The sequence below is a fragment of the Paenibacillus sp. EB106-05-06-XG162 genome (genome assembly GCF_058791655.1).
Genome location: NZ_JBYTDT010000013.1, coordinates 89,158 through 104,966, shown reverse-complemented (window position 1 = coordinate 104,966; position 15,809 = coordinate 89,158). Strand labels below are relative to the sequence as shown.

14 protein-coding genes are annotated in these 15,809 nt (G+C 38.6%); 3 read left to right on the top strand and 11 right to left on the bottom strand.

The genetic code is table 11. The features are described 5' to 3' along the window. Positions 1-484: 484 nt before the first annotated feature. The 9 genes from AC3WU2_RS23020 to AC3WU2_RS22980 all read right to left on the bottom strand — a co-directional run bounded on the left by AC3WU2_RS23020 (position 485) and on the right by AC3WU2_RS22980 (position 10,062). Entirely contained in the window at positions 485-700 is a 216-nt protein-coding gene (locus AC3WU2_RS23020; RefSeq protein ID WP_492457334.1) for a hypothetical protein, read from the bottom strand. 87 nt (positions 701-787) lie between these two features. Beyond that, positions 788-1,678: a Rad52/Rad22 family DNA repair protein gene (locus AC3WU2_RS23015; protein ID WP_492457333.1), complete on the bottom strand. Its 891-nt coding sequence runs from the start codon at positions 1,676-1,678 to the stop codon at positions 788-790. Between the two features lie 623 nt (positions 1,679-2,301). Next, positions 2,302-3,828 (bottom strand): hypothetical protein, encoded by a 1,527-nt coding sequence (locus AC3WU2_RS23010; RefSeq protein WP_492457332.1) that lies wholly within the window; start codon positions 3,826-3,828, stop codon positions 2,302-2,304. A gap of 1,414 nt (positions 3,829-5,242) precedes the next feature. Further along, positions 5,243-6,403: a hypothetical protein gene (locus tag AC3WU2_RS23005; RefSeq protein ID WP_492457331.1), complete on the bottom strand. Its 1,161-nt coding sequence runs from the start codon at positions 6,401-6,403 to the stop codon at positions 5,243-5,245. A 54-nt stretch (positions 6,404-6,457) separates the two neighbouring features. Continuing rightward, positions 6,458-7,135, bottom strand: coding sequence for an HD-GYP domain-containing protein (locus tag AC3WU2_RS23000; RefSeq protein ID WP_492457330.1), 678 nt, complete (start codon positions 7,133-7,135; stop codon positions 6,458-6,460). Between the two features lie 190 nt (positions 7,136-7,325). Then, complete coding sequence (locus AC3WU2_RS22995) at positions 7,326-7,973, bottom strand: hypothetical protein (protein WP_492457329.1); 648 nt, start codon at positions 7,971-7,973, stop codon at positions 7,326-7,328. 19 nt (positions 7,974-7,992) lie between these two features. Beyond that, positions 7,993-8,376 (bottom strand): PadR family transcriptional regulator, encoded by a 384-nt coding sequence (locus AC3WU2_RS22990; protein WP_492457328.1) that lies wholly within the window; start codon positions 8,374-8,376, stop codon positions 7,993-7,995. Positions 8,377-9,429: 1,053 nt separating this feature from the next. After that, positions 9,430-9,663 (bottom strand): hypothetical protein, encoded by a 234-nt coding sequence (locus AC3WU2_RS22985; protein WP_492457327.1) that lies wholly within the window; start codon positions 9,661-9,663, stop codon positions 9,430-9,432. A gap of 102 nt (positions 9,664-9,765) precedes the next feature. Then, a complete protein-coding gene (locus AC3WU2_RS22980) occupies positions 9,766-10,062 on the bottom strand; it encodes a hypothetical protein (RefSeq protein WP_492457326.1) in 297 nt (98 codons plus the stop codon). Between the two features lie 257 nt (positions 10,063-10,319). On the opposite strand from AC3WU2_RS22980, the gene AC3WU2_RS22975 reads away from it, so the two are divergent. Together AC3WU2_RS22975 and AC3WU2_RS22970 are read left to right on the top strand one after the other, a co-directional pair. Then, positions 10,320-10,667 (top strand): hypothetical protein, encoded by a 348-nt coding sequence (locus tag AC3WU2_RS22975; RefSeq protein WP_492457325.1) that lies wholly within the window; start codon positions 10,320-10,322, stop codon positions 10,665-10,667. 299 nt (positions 10,668-10,966) lie between these two features. Next, a complete protein-coding gene (locus tag AC3WU2_RS22970) occupies positions 10,967-11,098 on the top strand; it encodes a hypothetical protein (protein WP_492457324.1) in 132 nt (43 codons plus the stop codon). A 1,219-nt stretch (positions 11,099-12,317) separates the two neighbouring features. On the opposite strand, the gene AC3WU2_RS22965 is transcribed toward AC3WU2_RS22970, so the two are convergent. Together AC3WU2_RS22965 and AC3WU2_RS22960 are read right to left on the bottom strand one after the other, a co-directional pair. Beyond that, positions 12,318-12,605, bottom strand: a complete 288-nt coding sequence (locus tag AC3WU2_RS22965) for a hypothetical protein (RefSeq protein ID WP_492457323.1) — start codon at positions 12,603-12,605, stop codon at positions 12,318-12,320. Positions 12,606-12,688: 83 nt separating this feature from the next. After that, positions 12,689-14,707: a hypothetical protein gene (locus tag AC3WU2_RS22960; RefSeq protein WP_492457322.1), complete on the bottom strand. Its 2,019-nt coding sequence runs from the start codon at positions 14,705-14,707 to the stop codon at positions 12,689-12,691. Between the two features lie 150 nt (positions 14,708-14,857). On the opposite strand from AC3WU2_RS22960, the gene AC3WU2_RS22955 reads away from it, so the two are divergent. Next, positions 14,858-15,718: an ATP-dependent DNA ligase gene (locus tag AC3WU2_RS22955; RefSeq protein ID WP_492457321.1), complete on the top strand. Its 861-nt coding sequence runs from the start codon at positions 14,858-14,860 to the stop codon at positions 15,716-15,718. The last annotated feature ends 91 nt before the right edge of the window (positions 15,719-15,809 follow it).

The window sequence follows — 15,809 nt, the reverse complement described above, 5'->3', positions numbered from 1 at the left end:
CGCGCATCTGGCCACCGCCGACGCTAACGTGCCGATCGCACCTAACACGCTGATCCCGGAAGAACAGTCAGGAGCGCGGGAGCTGCGGCTTCCCTGCGCAGCTGATCTATAAGAACGTTTCGGTGACTGTGGCCCAGTTGCAATGCTCTCACAGGATACTTGCTGCGGGATGTTTGGTATAGCGCTCTCAGCATGTTTTGGCGACGATCCCCCTCTGACTGGCCCACTTTACCCTTGCTGGTTAACCTAGGGCCTCCTGCGCCACGATCCCCAGACTTCGGAGACCTTGCACCGTTGCCCAGTTGGCGATTGTCACGAGACGACTAACGAGCATGATTAGCGCGCTTTTGTGGATGCGCTCAGCTGCCCTCTTATAAGTGGAATTAGTTAATACTTATAATATCGTAAATAAAAAAAGACAAGCGCTGTTGTTCAGCACTTGTCTTTTTTTATTTACGTTACTATTATCAAAAATACCTTTCATTTAGCAGGTGCCTTTCGATAATTTAGCAAACCTGGCTCGACCTTTATTCAACAATTCATGCGCTAAGTCTAAAGGAAATCCCTCCGGTAGACCATCCCAACGAGAGCTGCGAATTACTTCGTTTTCTTCAAACTCAATAATAAAATAAACTCCGTCTTCTTTATATTGGCGCATCACTATATCTCGATTACCGAAAAAATGTTCGACCATCGACATCTCTCATCATCCTTTGATAATGAGATTTATTATGGGAATTTTATTGTACCATAAATTCTCAGACAAACGAACTTTTTTTAAAATAACTCACCCTACAAGTCTTATGTTCCTAAGAAGAGTTGCTCCCTTAGCTTCTCTAGATTCTAGTGAAAGTGACACTTTGGCACCGATTTTAAGATTCAGTTGATCGATTGCATCAAGCATCTCACCTACTGCCATAACTTCTGTTTTAACACCATTGTACGAGAATATCATACGATAGTATGGTTGATCATGTTTACCACTTAGTGCTTCGACATCTTCTAAGACAAAAATCGGGGCTTCAGAATTATTACTGACTCGTTGTCTTTCTTTAGATTCTGAATTTTGAGAATCATTCAAATTAGCATTATTTCTACTCAAATAATTCATATCTAACAATTGAAGTACATCACTTTCGAATATTCCTTTCCAACCGCGTTCTTCATAAAAATTGTGGTAACTATCTGGTAAGATACATACACCATGGTTATGAAGGTTCGGATCTAAGTTAGATTTATGAATGATCTTTTTGTATAACTCATTTTGATTCCTCACAGAGATTACCCTTATGAAGTTGTTATAGACATCGCTCGCTACTCCTAATAATGAAGCACATTTTTTTAATGCATCAGATGTAGCCTTCTTATTTGCATCTAATACAGCTTGAGTGCTTGGTTCTGTTTTTCCCTTCTCTATTACCATTGCTGCATCACCAAATTGGTTTCTAGCGATCCATTCACTCTGCTCATCACGGATTGCAATTTCTCCTAATATTGCAACTGCAAATAACTTCATATCTACGTTTTTGTCAATTACTTGGAATTTCCAACCCTCACACCCAAGAACTTCATTTAGTCGGTCAATTGTATACTGCGGACTTACACTAGCATACCCTTGGTAATTAGCTCTGTAAGCCTCATAAGGAAAGGGGTTATTTAATCGTTGAGCAATAGTCATATTATAATCCTCCTAATTTTTTTGCTTATAAATAAAGACACACCCATCCAAGGTAGAATTCTCCTTGATAAGATGTGTCTACAAGCCTGGATTCCTCAAATATCTTCCATCAAAACAAAAAAAGCCCTAGTGGAAGAGTCAGTACAATCTATAAAATAGATTGAATTAACTACTACCCAATAGGGCTAATACTTGACATAAAGTTCATATAAATGAACACAATTAATGATTTGGTTTAATCTTATCATATTTCTAAAATGATGTGAATATAATGAGTAGTAATAATAGCTTAAAGATCATATGATTAAATAACAAAAGATTATAGCATCAAAATATCGATTGAAGTGCTTGATATTAAAGGTATTTTAAAGAATATGTTTATATTTATTCAAGTATAATCTCGCAAATTTGAGATTTTCCTCAGTACTTTTTTGTAGCAATTATACTTAATCAAGTATAATCTAAAAGATTAATCTCCGTATTAATTATACTTGATTTATTCTACAATCACGTAATGAAAAACCATCTACTTTTTATGCGATGGTTTTTTTACTTCTCTTTTAAGTATGTTAGGAGAAAAAAGAACAACACAAATAGCCCATCCATATTGGAACGAATAGGCCTTATGCGAATAAGAAATCGAATAGATCCATCTGATTACTTATTGACGGAATTTTGTTGAGCTTTGGTAGCAGATGTAATTCATCTTGAGCTAACCTTATTATGTTATGTAATCGATCCGGATTATTCGTATAGCTATTAATTATATCTTCTACTAGTAGTTCGAATTCAATGGGATCGGCACCTATAGAATATGCCCTGTCTGCCAATGGTTTTATGTATGGATATAAGTCCTGCAGACTATCCTTAAATCTCGGATCGAGCTGAATACTGGTATAATGTTTTTGATTTATGGGTAATAGGTAGTTACTAAGTAGCGTTGGAAGTAAAGTTAGTTTTTCCTTTAACTTGCTACGTGAAACTCCATTTGTTTCAATCTTTATCCCGAAAGAACGTAGACGTTCAAGTTGATCATAATTTGAATTTATTAATGGATTCGAAATAAAGTATAGCGACCCTGTTTGATTTGCAATTTTTTTGATACCTTCAGCTATTTTATTCTCAATAACACCAACGATATATTGGGTAGAGTTTGTAATGCTAATTCCCTTGTTCAACACTTTTTTTAATTGTTCTAGAGCATATTTAACCAATGCAAGAGGATATTTACGCGAATGCTGGATTAAGGAATTAATAAACAATGAATTGACCTCGATATCAGCATCTAATTCATATTGAAGAATCCATTTTTGGATACGATCCGCTCGACGCTTATAAAATAATGAAAACGGCAAAACCTGTTTGCTATTAACTTGGTCAGTTTTATAGGTGTGGATCCAATCCGGGTGAATCTGAATAACAGCTTTAGATCCGTTTCGCCCCTGGTCTATTTTCACTGATCGGAACAATGAAATACCTTCAAATGTTAATTCTTGTAGGTTAGCGAGAATCTTGCTAATATGGCTCGTTTGAGTGCGGTGTAACAGCGCGTCTAACGAGGAATAGATGTTCTCCCTAATTTTACGACCTGATCCATGATAATTTCTTTCAAAAACCCCACTGGTGTTAGAACCGATTTGAAAATAAACTGTTAGAATCAATTTTTTCATTGGTAAAGGTAAAAAATTAAATTTTTTGGTGAACACAAAAGGCGGAATCATGATGATACGGTCAATCGTATTTTTGTTTTGATAAAAACCATTAATTTGAAGTTCATAGACTCCATTATTGATTTTTTCAGACAATATTCCGTTTTGAATAAATTTATGTAGAGACGTATAGAATTGGCTGTCAGAAATCGGCTTTTCCTGGTCATCGAGAATGACTTCGTATAAATTACGTTTTGATTTCATATCAATAATCCCATTTTCATCACATACACGGAAGATAGAGAATAATAATTGAAAATCAGATGAAGTAATGTGATAAGGATTGAATACCCGGCCATTTTCTCTGATAGAGGTGAAGTTAGATTGTCGGAATGCTGAGTCCATGTCAAAAAAATGGATAAGCGTTCCAGCTGTTATTTTTAATGCAGTTGTCTTTTCTGAACGTAACGCTTTTCTATTTTTTAGTAACAAAGATAACATTTTCGACACTCCCTCCTCCCATTTATCCGACTATCGACAAGATATACCAACTTAAGAGTATTGGCAAGGCTTCCTAATTTCGAAGGAATATCTCAAAAATAGAGGACACGGTTTAGAAAGGACGAAACGGCGGTTTACAGAGGACAATATTACAGTTTACAGAGGACAATGATACTAAAAAATGTAAGTTTGTTAAAAAAGTTATTAAGTACAGTTTACAGAGGACATTAATACGGTTTGCAGAGGACAGATATGCGGTTTACAGAGGACAATTTTACATTTATTGTAATTAACATTATTTTCAAGAATATAATATTTATTTTTGCGGTTTAGAGAGGACAAATACACGGTTCACAGAAGACGTAAATAGGGTTCACAGAGGACAGGAAAACGGTTCATAGAAGACAAAATACCAGTTATATGTTATTAAATGTAAATTAAGTAAATTTGACAGATATTGTTTATATTATGATTTACTCTTCGAAGCGACAATCGATGTGTATTAATGGTCACATGTGGCAGTTCCTTCTTTCTAGATGAATATGTCCGGCCCTCCGGAATGAGGGAATAAGTAGAAATCTGCGCAGCGCTTCCCCCCATCGCGGATGGCTATCGACACACGTACAGAATAGTGTGGGGGCGGCTGAGAGACAGCCGTTTTACCAGCAGCGAAGCGATCATGAGTAATAATTTTTCTTCCGGGTGTGTGCCTGCGTGAACTGATCGTTGACAAGGTGGAACGCCGTTTATGTGGCGATCTTCTATACGAGTTCTTAGATGTTCTGCAGGTATTGTCGTGGGACAACCGTGAGGGGTCGCAGCTGCGGATGGCGCAAGCAGAGCTGCAATCATAAGTGAGATCTTCAGTATGTTCTCTCCTGGAGTTGAATACGGTCCGGTGCCCAGTAACTCAACTATCTCTATAGAACCGGTATTTGTTCATTAAAATGATTGCTATCACTCAGATCGGGGTGATATAAGTGGATTTCATGAGATCCTGCAGCTGCTGGTAGTCCAACACCAGCTGCGCTACCATCTCAATGTACACTCTACTTCAGGTTGCAGCATCGAATGCTATCTGCATGTAGGCGGTGGCCAAACACGCTGATATTTACGGAACGAGTTCTTGGGTCCTCGTCCGAATGCGAGTGTGAAGGCGGCGCTGCAATCATAAGTAATCGTTCTAGACTTTCAATAGAGTGCGGCACCCGCAGTGCGGTAGTCTAAAAAACGAATTTCCGGATCTGGACGTATCCAGAAGAACATCTAACTACCGCTTCCTGTAGAACGGCACAGGTAACGGTAGTTGCTCCCTGCGGGACTGCACTCGCAAAGGTACCTCTCCATACTACAAAATCCAATAAATAACCCAAAAAAAGAAGGGATCGTTTTCTTAATGAAAACGGATCCCTTCTTAAATTGCGATTTCGGGTTGCTTATTAGCTGCCCATTCTTCCAATTCAAATGTAAATGTCGAACTTTTATCTTCTATAATTGAATCAAACTCATAGTATTTTAAGACACCGTACGCTTTGAGCTCTTCTAATGCATCTTTAACCGAATTGAAGTTCTTGATTGCCCTATTACCAGATAAACCTATGTGTTCATATAGTTCATTAAGCACAATAACGCGCTTTCCTTTTTTATCAAGGTTAACCAAGTGCATATATAATAGCTTTGAGGTTTGACCTCCAAGGTCGTTAAATAATGAGAGACTCATTTTTATTACATTACCTTGAGTGAGTGCACGGTGCATGATATCAGAAAATCTAATAGATACAGTTAAATCTTTACGTGAAATTTTTGCATCTGAAATAGGGTTATGATATGCAGTATCGGGAAGCTGATCATCATCATCTAAATATTCGTTAACCACGATGGTTGTCTGAAAAAGGTTGTCTAGACTGGTTGCAAGATTATTATAAGCTCCGCCATCTTTTCTCCCTTGAAGTACATCTTGGAGTTCACTAAACGTGCAATCAAATCCGATTTTTTCCCCTTTAAGCTCCCACATTTTACATAGGCCGACTAAAACCTTCGCATCGAATGGAGTTAAGAAGTAATTATTTTTATTTCTATATTCTATCTCTCGGAATCCATTACGTTTTACAGTTAAACTACCCGTCTTTGAGTTTTCAACGTATTCACTTATTTTTTTATTATTAGGTGTAGAGGCTGATAAGATTGGTCGATCTAATATATACTCAACCATTGAATAGTCCTTTTTCTTTTGCTGCTCTCGTTTTTCGGTTATTGCCGATTCTATTAATAATCCTTTAAAAAATAATAGTCTTTCTTGGACACGTAACTGCGAATCAACATCCTGAGATTGAACTTGAAGATCGAAAATTTCCTTGGATACTTTCAAATGCTCATTACCTATTTGAACTGCAACAAGTCCTAATTCATTCATTTTATTTGTAATTAAATTTTCAGCATATTTTTTTGCTTTGTGATTAATCATTTCAGTAATGATTGATTCTTGATTTCCGGACATCTTTAATTTATTGTAATCGTCAAGCATATAGTAGCTATATTTGTCGATTAGTTTTATTAATGATTGTTGGGAACGCATTAATATGGCCCCTTTCATGCTTTCATTTTATCTTATTATTATAGTACAAATCGGTTATTTAATGGAGAGAATTTTTTTATCTATGGCCTCGCCTGATAGTAATTCTTCTGATGAATTTGTTGGTGCATTTGCCTGAAGAGTCACCTTCAGGCTTTTAAGAATATCATAGTCAAATAAATCCCTTTGATTATTGAAATACTGCAAAGCTGAGCTCATAGTGAAGCTTGTTTTCCTATAGGGGCGAACTTCGAGTAAAGCACAATAAACATCAGCAATAGCTACCAAGCGTGCAATATATGGTATGTTTGATGCATTATTGGGATACCCGCTTCCGTCCATACGTTCATGGTGAGATAGTGCAGCATGTTGTATGTCTTTGTTGAAGTTGTATGCTTTTAATATGATAAAACCAGTATAGGGGAATTGCATTTGTTTTTTTTCATTTTGAGTAAGCAAGCTAGTTCCTTGAAGAATATGATTGTCGATTGTAATCTTTCCTATATCATGTAGTAATGCTGCCAGAAAGATGCGATCGCTATTAGAGTTCTTACGCGTTATTGCTAACTGTTCAGATAAGAACGCGACATTCATTGAGTGCCAAAAAGTACCTGGATCTTTATCATATAGAATATTCATTAAATGCTGTGCTTGCTTCCATTCATGAACCTCTTGAAATTGAAGATATAGGCGAAAAAAACGATGTAATCCTTGGGATTCAAATAGATTTAACAATAAAAGCAACTCCTTATGAAATAAGAAAAAGACGCATGAAATTCTTGTGAGAATTTCATGCGTCTTTCGCTACGTTATTATTATTATTTTGGTTGGTATACATTTGAAAGTTCATAATCTAATATACGATTTTACGTACCTTCATTATACCGATTAGGAAGAATCTCGTCTAGTCATACATCATATCCTTTTAGTCAAGTGTCGCTTCGAAATCTGTTAATACCTTTTCAGGCAGTTCTCTCTTCCAATGATTAGGTAGATGTTCAAAACAATAAATCAGACTGAGTTTTGGAAGCTGCTTAAGTAAATTAATTTCTGAATCGGATAGATATTTCTTACATTTCATGCATTGTCGAGGAGATTTTGAACTGGAGCTCAATGCTTCAGTTCCGATCATTGGCGGTGGTTCACCCTCAAGCAGATGTTGAAGTGCTGGATTTCCTCCCCAGTCTTTTAATTTATATGGTGCAAGATCCTTCCAACCCATTTGATAACTATCTATAGCAGTTATAAATGCTTCATTAACAGCATGGTCTACGGCGCTTGTTATCTTGTTTGGCACTAAAGATGGATCTCCATCGATAGTTGAAAATCCGTAACCATCGCGAAAATGAGCATCGATATGAACCCTTACAATAGCTTTGACATATCTGAAAGGAGCATTGACATCGAGTTCTTTGATTTCTAAACTCCACCGGCTATTCGTTACTCTTTCTAATCGATCGGTATAGACCTGGTTAGGTATATAAGGCCGATTAGTATCTAAACTGAATTTAACCGTTCCCTGTGGGAAATGCTCCTTTAGATCGGCCACTACCTTTAAATAATCTAAATCCATATGATAATATCCTCCTTTACTATTTTTTGTAATTTCTCATGGTTTTCTGAAATAACTTGTATACATGGAGGGCAAGGTCCACACGTTCCGGAAGATCCCGTAGTAGTTGATTAAAGTATTCAATTCCGGAATCTGTGATTTCATAATACCGGTTGTAACGGTTATCATCATCCCACTGGCTTGTTGCATGTCCCTTTTCGGCCAACTTTTTAAGCCTTTGAGCGAGATACGAGTCATTGACGCCTACACCATCGAGGGTCTTTGTGATAACTTGATCGAGTTGCTTTCCATAACGACGCCCGGATTGGAGTTCGGCGAGTACAAGGAAATCAATGACCTGCTGCACCTTAACTACATGGCCAAGGGATGTTTCTTTTTCGATTTTATTTATTTGATCACGCATGGAAGTTACCTCTTTCTTTAATCTAAATTGATGTAATATATGGCGGCCATCTAAGATTATTCATTAACATTATTATACCAAAAATTTACGTGTTATCAACATACGTGTTCACACACTTGATGCCCCCGCTTCCCGCTCCATGCCCCTCGGTTTTCGTACCTTCTCCTTTTATACCATTGTGTTTGGTATTCTGTATCTAGATTCGTATTTAGTTGCAGATTTTAAATTTTCGACTGGATGCGTGTTTATTCTTTGGTTGTTTTCGGACTTAGTTGAAGAATTATACTTAGTATCTATAATCGTATCAAGTTGCAGGTTTTGTTTGGGGGGCGGGGGGGTTGTGTCGTCGTAAATATGTTTTAAAGGGTTTGTGTTGTAGGAATTGAGTGTGAAAATAAGAAGAATTATCAAGAGTATGTAGATTCGTAATTTGGAGAAGTTTCGATATATAAATCTAAGTAATGTTCGATCGGACGAATTTATGGATCTCTAGAAGGAGGAAAGAAGTAGGTAGTAAGGATATGCACGGAGTAGCGCGCGAGCTTGGGAATTAAACGTGTAAACACGTATCATTATAACACGTAATTGTGCTCTCATTGCACCAGTTTCAGCGCGCTCCGTTTAGGTTGAAGCCATTCCCGATATTTGACAATGAGGTTAATTAAACTTAATGAAGCGGGATAATGGTTTGTTGTTCTTTACCATGTTGCTTGCCTGCAGAATGTGGGCCGGCACGGAACGACCAGCAACTGGCCATTGCTTGTGATCTTGCAATACGCGCCCGCAACGGTGCTGGCCAAAAAGCGGCGGCTAACTGCGCGGGGCGATCTCATTGCACTTCCTATTGTTCTGCTGAGTGCAGCACGGTGTGTGAGTGACTGTTCGCTAGCTGTGGAATAATCACTGAGTATGTGTTTATAGATGTTCATCTGGATGTGTTCCGGCATGGACCGTGGCTTCTCGATTATGAATTCGGACTCGTCGCCCATCGCCGGAACGCAAAGCTATTTATTTTTCATTCACTCTCTAATGTCATTCCCGTGTACAAAGTAATCAAGGTAGAGCCTTCTTAAATTTGTTCCATTGGGTTTCTGCCCAGGAGGTAATCACGTCTTCGGGTAAAGAATCTGGGAAGTTTGCTGGATCAGGCTTTTCCTTCTGTAGAATTTCCATAAACTTTTCTTTCAAACGCTCATCGACCATTTTGCTAGATCGAATCAAATAATACACTAATGTAATTGCAGTAGCAGCCAACACGAGCGTTACACCACTCAGAATTAATATCATTATTGAATACACTCCTTAAATCGATAATTGAAAATCTTACTCTGCCCGAACCACGATATTATAAATTAAAATTCGAATTTTCATGCAATCGGATCAAAGAAATTAATTCATGATCTGCCGATGTTTACAAAAAGAATTCGGCCTTTTACAATTACCATCCGTTGCAAGGAACATTCTTCCACGTGTCTCCTTTCGCTTTCGATGGTCCGTGCTCAAATACCCGCTTCCCAATTTTGCACCACTATTCAGACCGGTATGAATCTCCCCAGCTAATGCAAACGAACTCGTAAAGATATGGTCTGCCATCGAATTCGAGTCACCCATTAAACTAGTGAGCTTCAGCAGTTGCCGGATCTGATTCAACGTCTCTTCTTTACTACCAGTAAAAATGCTGCACAATAGACATTCCTCCTAAATTCCATAAAAAAAAGCACGTTTAGTAGCCCCATATGGGCATCTAATACGTGCTTCGTATTTTATGGTATGAAATTAAAAATAGTATACCATTTCTTTTGATTTGTAGCAATCAATTTCAACCTATTCTATATTGTATAGGTTGATAACTTTATGATATATTATCATCAATGGAATATCTACCATCCCCAAGGGAGGTTATAATAATTAACCCGAAAATTCGAACAGCAAAGAAAACTTCGTTGGGTTCAATATTAAAAGTTCAGGAAGTAATAGATTATTTAGTTCTAAGTGAGCTGAGCAATAAAGATACATTTGCAAAACAAATTGAACAGAACGTTCAAATTACTCTTGGTGGCGCTGGAGTAACGCTTAGTCATTTATCTTTACGGATCCAGCAAATGATTAATCAATCACTAATCGAATATGCCGGTCTAGATCCTGGTCATAAAAGTATTCGACTATTGCGAATTACTGCAGCAGGAAGTGATCACCTTCGCAAGATCACCCCACTACTTGAAGAACAAATCGAAAATTCGATAAAGACCTATACTAAGCTACTCCGTCATATTAAACAAAACGAGGTGTAATGTATGCTCCCAAGTAAAATCGTAACAGATGCAGACTTATATAACTGTATCCTCTTCTCAACACCTGTAAACGTATATTTCGAAGAACGATTGTTAGATTCATTTATCCAAATCAATTCATTCGATGAATCAATCATTATTCTTGATGGCCGTTTTGTTATGCGCTCAGATGTTGAAATTTTTGCAGCATTATAATGAAGAGTATTATGCATGATCCGGCCGGCAAACGCTGCGTTGCACGTTCATAAGTAACTCTCCAGATCAACGCAACTTGGCCAAAATGAAAAGGAGAATAAACTATGCAATTTGACATTCGATTACTAGATGAAGTTATTAAATCACAGGTGAATACGATCAAGGAGCAATTAGAAGGAAAAATCATGCCCGATATTGACGAGTTTGAGGCAATTCGAATGTTAGGAACGATCTAAGCTATTGTTATTGGATTATACGAATAGTTGAGGAGCCAATAGAGAAAGAAAAGTCACTAATTCATTTCGATAAAACTGAAAAGACGAGAATAGTAACATGTAATATTCCAATGCATACTATTCTCGGCTTCGATAGGCACCTATTAATTCAGATTGACCCTGAAAATGTTTTTTTTGAATGAATATTAGATCTATATTTGGTATAGAAGTGAACCAGAATCATCATAATTACCGGTACTACGTATAGCGATGGAATTGTAATTAATGAATATAAATTAGTGATCAATGGGATAAGCATCATACATAAAGTCCATTTGTAATTACCTATGCCGAGATACATTTGAAAAAACAAAACAGCAGATTTAATATAAATGTTCACTAATGTGAAAATTAAACCAAAACTAAGTAGAAGAATATCAACCCGCCCCGTTATTTCATTCCATTCATAATCTCTTATGTAATATTCATGCTTGGCCAATAATGCAAGAATTACCGCACAAATTGAGAACAAATAGCTCAATCTATTTAATCCCTTTCTATCAATCAAATAAGCTTTCGTCCATTTTTGCCTTGTCCTTTTTGTTATTTTCATCATATCCCCCCTATTTTTATTACAAGCTCGAATTCCGCGGCGCTCCTAGATACGCGATCCTGGTTGTATTGCAGATTGTCCAATACCGGTCAAGCTATTGCTTTAGAGTGGCAGCCCGCTGCGTGACGATCTTAAAAAGCACTCCGGATATAATGAGTGTTACAACAAGCGCCAACGCCAATCGTATTGCCGGCTGACGGTGCCCATCTCCCCTAAATGCGCTCATGGAGTAGTGAACGTAGTAGTAACGCATCTCACCAGCGTGCTGATACTAATACACGCTTGTGGATGAGAATGCAGACCGGAGCGGGTTCAATGGCAACCATCGGGTGTCGCCATCAGCCCGATGAACGAAACTGCCCCGCCCCCCCCATAACCACTGCCTGATCTACGCGAATTCGCATCCGCGGCCATCCCCTCTAACCAGTCTATACGGTGGCAACTGTCACATAATACCGAAAGAACAATATCTCTAGAATACTATCCAACTGACCTCGCGTAGTAGCACAAGCTAAACAGTTTCTTCGAGAGAACATCCATGTATACTTATTGAAGAATCATCATGCAGCTTGGCCGCTCGCTCTTCGCAGCGTCGACGGTAACAGTATCATGGTGCCAAACTTCAGATTACGAAAGATATCGCTCAATCATCGGTTCGAGTACACGATATATTTCTTCTTCGATTTCGGTACGAATGTCCAAATCTAGCTGCGTTCGATTCGTCGTAGAAAAGCTTTGGAACAAGTCCCTGCAAGCGCAGCTGGCCTCTGTCACTAGTGCGTCGAATCTAATTCTCTTCACATCTGATAGCTTATTGTACGTGTCATAGGCTTCCTGAAGATTCTCCTGCTCTTCCCAGTCCAACCCACAATGCTTAGCCAAGACGATATTAAAAACTGTTACATCATCCACCATGTTGATCACCCTAACCTTCTAAGTTTTGTCACCGAATTAATTGGAGAAAACACCAAACCCCTGACCATCATTTGAAAGCCATCTTACCGGCTGCTAAACCGCTTGTGGCCATCAAAAAAATTTCTAAGCCCTACTTTTGAAAAAAGTGTTAAATCCTCACTGCTTATGAATGGCATGAAAGATATCAAATTCAGCAACTTTTTATTTACGTCGATAGAATACACTAAATAGTATGTATCCCCAGGTGAAAAGTTCACCTTCAGATTCACCCTCAGACATCGGAGCTCATCAGCCCGGACCGACGGACGTCGCAGAACCGTATTAATTTTTTGAGCAAGTATACTCGCAATAGCTTCAGTCTCCCCTACATGAAGTAAGAACAATTGCATAGTTTGAAAATCGCAGGAAAGTCCAGTTTCATTATTCACTATGAAATTGAATTTTCTCACTGCATGGACGATCGGCTTGGAGTCATTCACGATTAGCTGTGATAGTAAGAATTCATTCCAAACGCGCATCGTGATGGGGTCTGTAATTTGCATCGTTTTTTCGATCATTCGGTTACATACAATACCTATATCCTGCAGCAGCAAATACTCATCTAACAGTCTAAGATTGGCGTATATTCTCCGCTCTATTTTTATCGTCCAGACGAGCCGAAAAGCCTCTTCGACTTCTAATTGTTTCGTCATATTCTTTAAAACCGAGGTCAATGTACGCTCTTTCCCATCAGCCTTGTAATAATAGTTCTTAAACGCGTACTCGTCATCCCCTGCTTTCAAAGAATCGCTAAGAGCGATTTCCTGAAGGCAGCTGATCAGAAAGAGCGGAGTTAGCTGTGAATCAAAACCGAACTTTTGCTTACCACACTCGTCCAAAAGGTATTGAACAGCCGGTGCGTGTTTCTCCAAAAACTCCCTATGCTTTTTGGTTATCTCCTCCCCGAAATAAACGAATGAAGCTATGTCATCCATATGGTCTCGAATGAAAGTTTCAGCGTCTGCAATCACTTCTGAAGGGAAAGTAAACGGTCGTATTTCCTGCTTCAATAGATCGCTCGTCTGCTTTGAACCAGCAATAAACTTCGTCACACGATCGATATCATGTAGTCTGGCGATTTGTTGCAACTGCAGCACGCGTAAGTAAAATGACTCCAACAATCGACCATCCGTTACAGGTTGTGGCTCGCCTAGCCTATCCAGCAATTTCATTGCGTAATCCAATATCCGTCTCAGTTCCGCAATACGGATATTCTTAGGCTCTTGCATTATTGCCACAGCATATATTTGATTTAACTTATAATTCCAAAACTCTGCAAAATTAGGGGTCTCGAACTTAGCGATGACAGGGAAATACGGATCACTCGCCAAATGTACTTCCGTCAATAGATCCGTAACTACTTGTCCATGAACACTATTCTCACCGATGATGCTTCGGTCGACGTATTCGATCGACAAGTCACCCAGCATCTTCGTGACGTTCACCTTCACCTCGTCGTTGTGATGCTTTTCGAAGTGATACAATATTTTGAGAAGCTTGAATTCCTCAAACATTTGTTGCTTCCCATATAAGGCAGTATCGAATCCAACTCGCCTCTTCAGATTCCCGCGCAACCCGCTTGTTCCAAACAACTTGTTTTTAATATTATCTTCTTCGCATTTCTGCAATTTTTTATCTATCTTTTCCTGTAACGTTTCCGAAAGCAAATCCCATATCTCATCCAGTTGCTTTTTCGAAATCTCTTGTCCAATCCCCTCCAGCTGCGTTTCAGAAAGCTCTTTTCTTATCTCATCCAGCATCTCGTTCATAATTTCTTGTTGTGTCTCGTCTCTAATTTCCTGTATCAGATCATTAGCCCTGACCGGATTGCCATCCCAAAGCGCTTGTGGATCGAAGCGTCCGTACTCTTTCTCTGGAGTCTCGCCAGAGAACCACTCCTTGCGGATATAGTAATCATATGTGACGAAACCATATTCACATCCCACTTTTTCATTCTTAAATTCCTTTATATAACGTAAGTCCTTAAGAAACGATGGGTTATCAGGATTGAGACCATGCTCACGCAGTTTCGTTTTCAGATAGTTGTCAAAGAAATCTTTCATCTCTCCGCTTCCTCCTTACTGAATATGTTTGTCCCTATTGTATTGAAAGTTCCGATGAATGTCAGTTATAAAAAAACTGCAAAAAACACATCAAACAATCCATTAGATTAAACAATAAAAAAATGGAAATTCTAAATTAGGGTGATGAAAATGTATGTTGAACCTATGTTACTTGATGAAGTAAAGGAACCTTTTGAGTCGGACGGCAGCCATATTGGAGAAATTAAAATTGATGGAATTCGAGGGATCATCAGTAATGATACCAATACCCATTTATTTACCCGGCATCATAATGAAATAACCTCCCGCTTCCAAGAGGTTATACAAGCAACTCGTGAAGCAACCCGTATTGGTACAGTTTTGGATGGGGAACTTGTAGTATGTGATATCGAAACGGGGAAACCTGACTTTTCTGCTACAATGAAGCGCTTCTCTTCGAATCAGCCCAGAATTGCAACCCCCGGACTATGTTATATTGCATTCGACATCCTTGTTTATAAATCAAAACCAACCTTTTCAATGCCCCTAATGGAGCGTAAGCAACTACTAGAAGATGCGCTACATGAGAACGATATTATTAAACGTATGCGCTACTTTGAGAATAACTTTGTACAACTATTTAATAAATGCCGTGAAGAAGAACTCGAAGGTCTAGTTTTCAAAAAGAAAAACAGCAAATACCACCCAGCTTCTCGACCAAAAGGAGTTTGGTCCCGGTGTGTTGTGTATCAAAGACAGGCTTGTATCATAATTGGTTTCAGTAAAACCACTATTGCATGGTTATTAGGGATCGAAAAAAACGGCGGAATAGAGCCCGTTGGATGGTTAAAGTATGGTCTAAATATTGTTTCGAGAGAGGTTTTCCCGATATTGCTTAAAACAAAAATTCGGGAGAATGAGCACGTTGCATTTGTAGATCCTATGGTACGTGTGGAAGTACGTTTTCGCCATTGGACTAAAGAGGGGAAGATGAGATTACCTGTTTTGGAGCGGGTTCTAGATTGGGGGTAATTTATAATGCGAAGGTCACTACCAAATCATTAACGCGTTCGTGGTCATGACCACCCATTACTTACCCCCGCCCTGCTCCCCAAAGGCAATC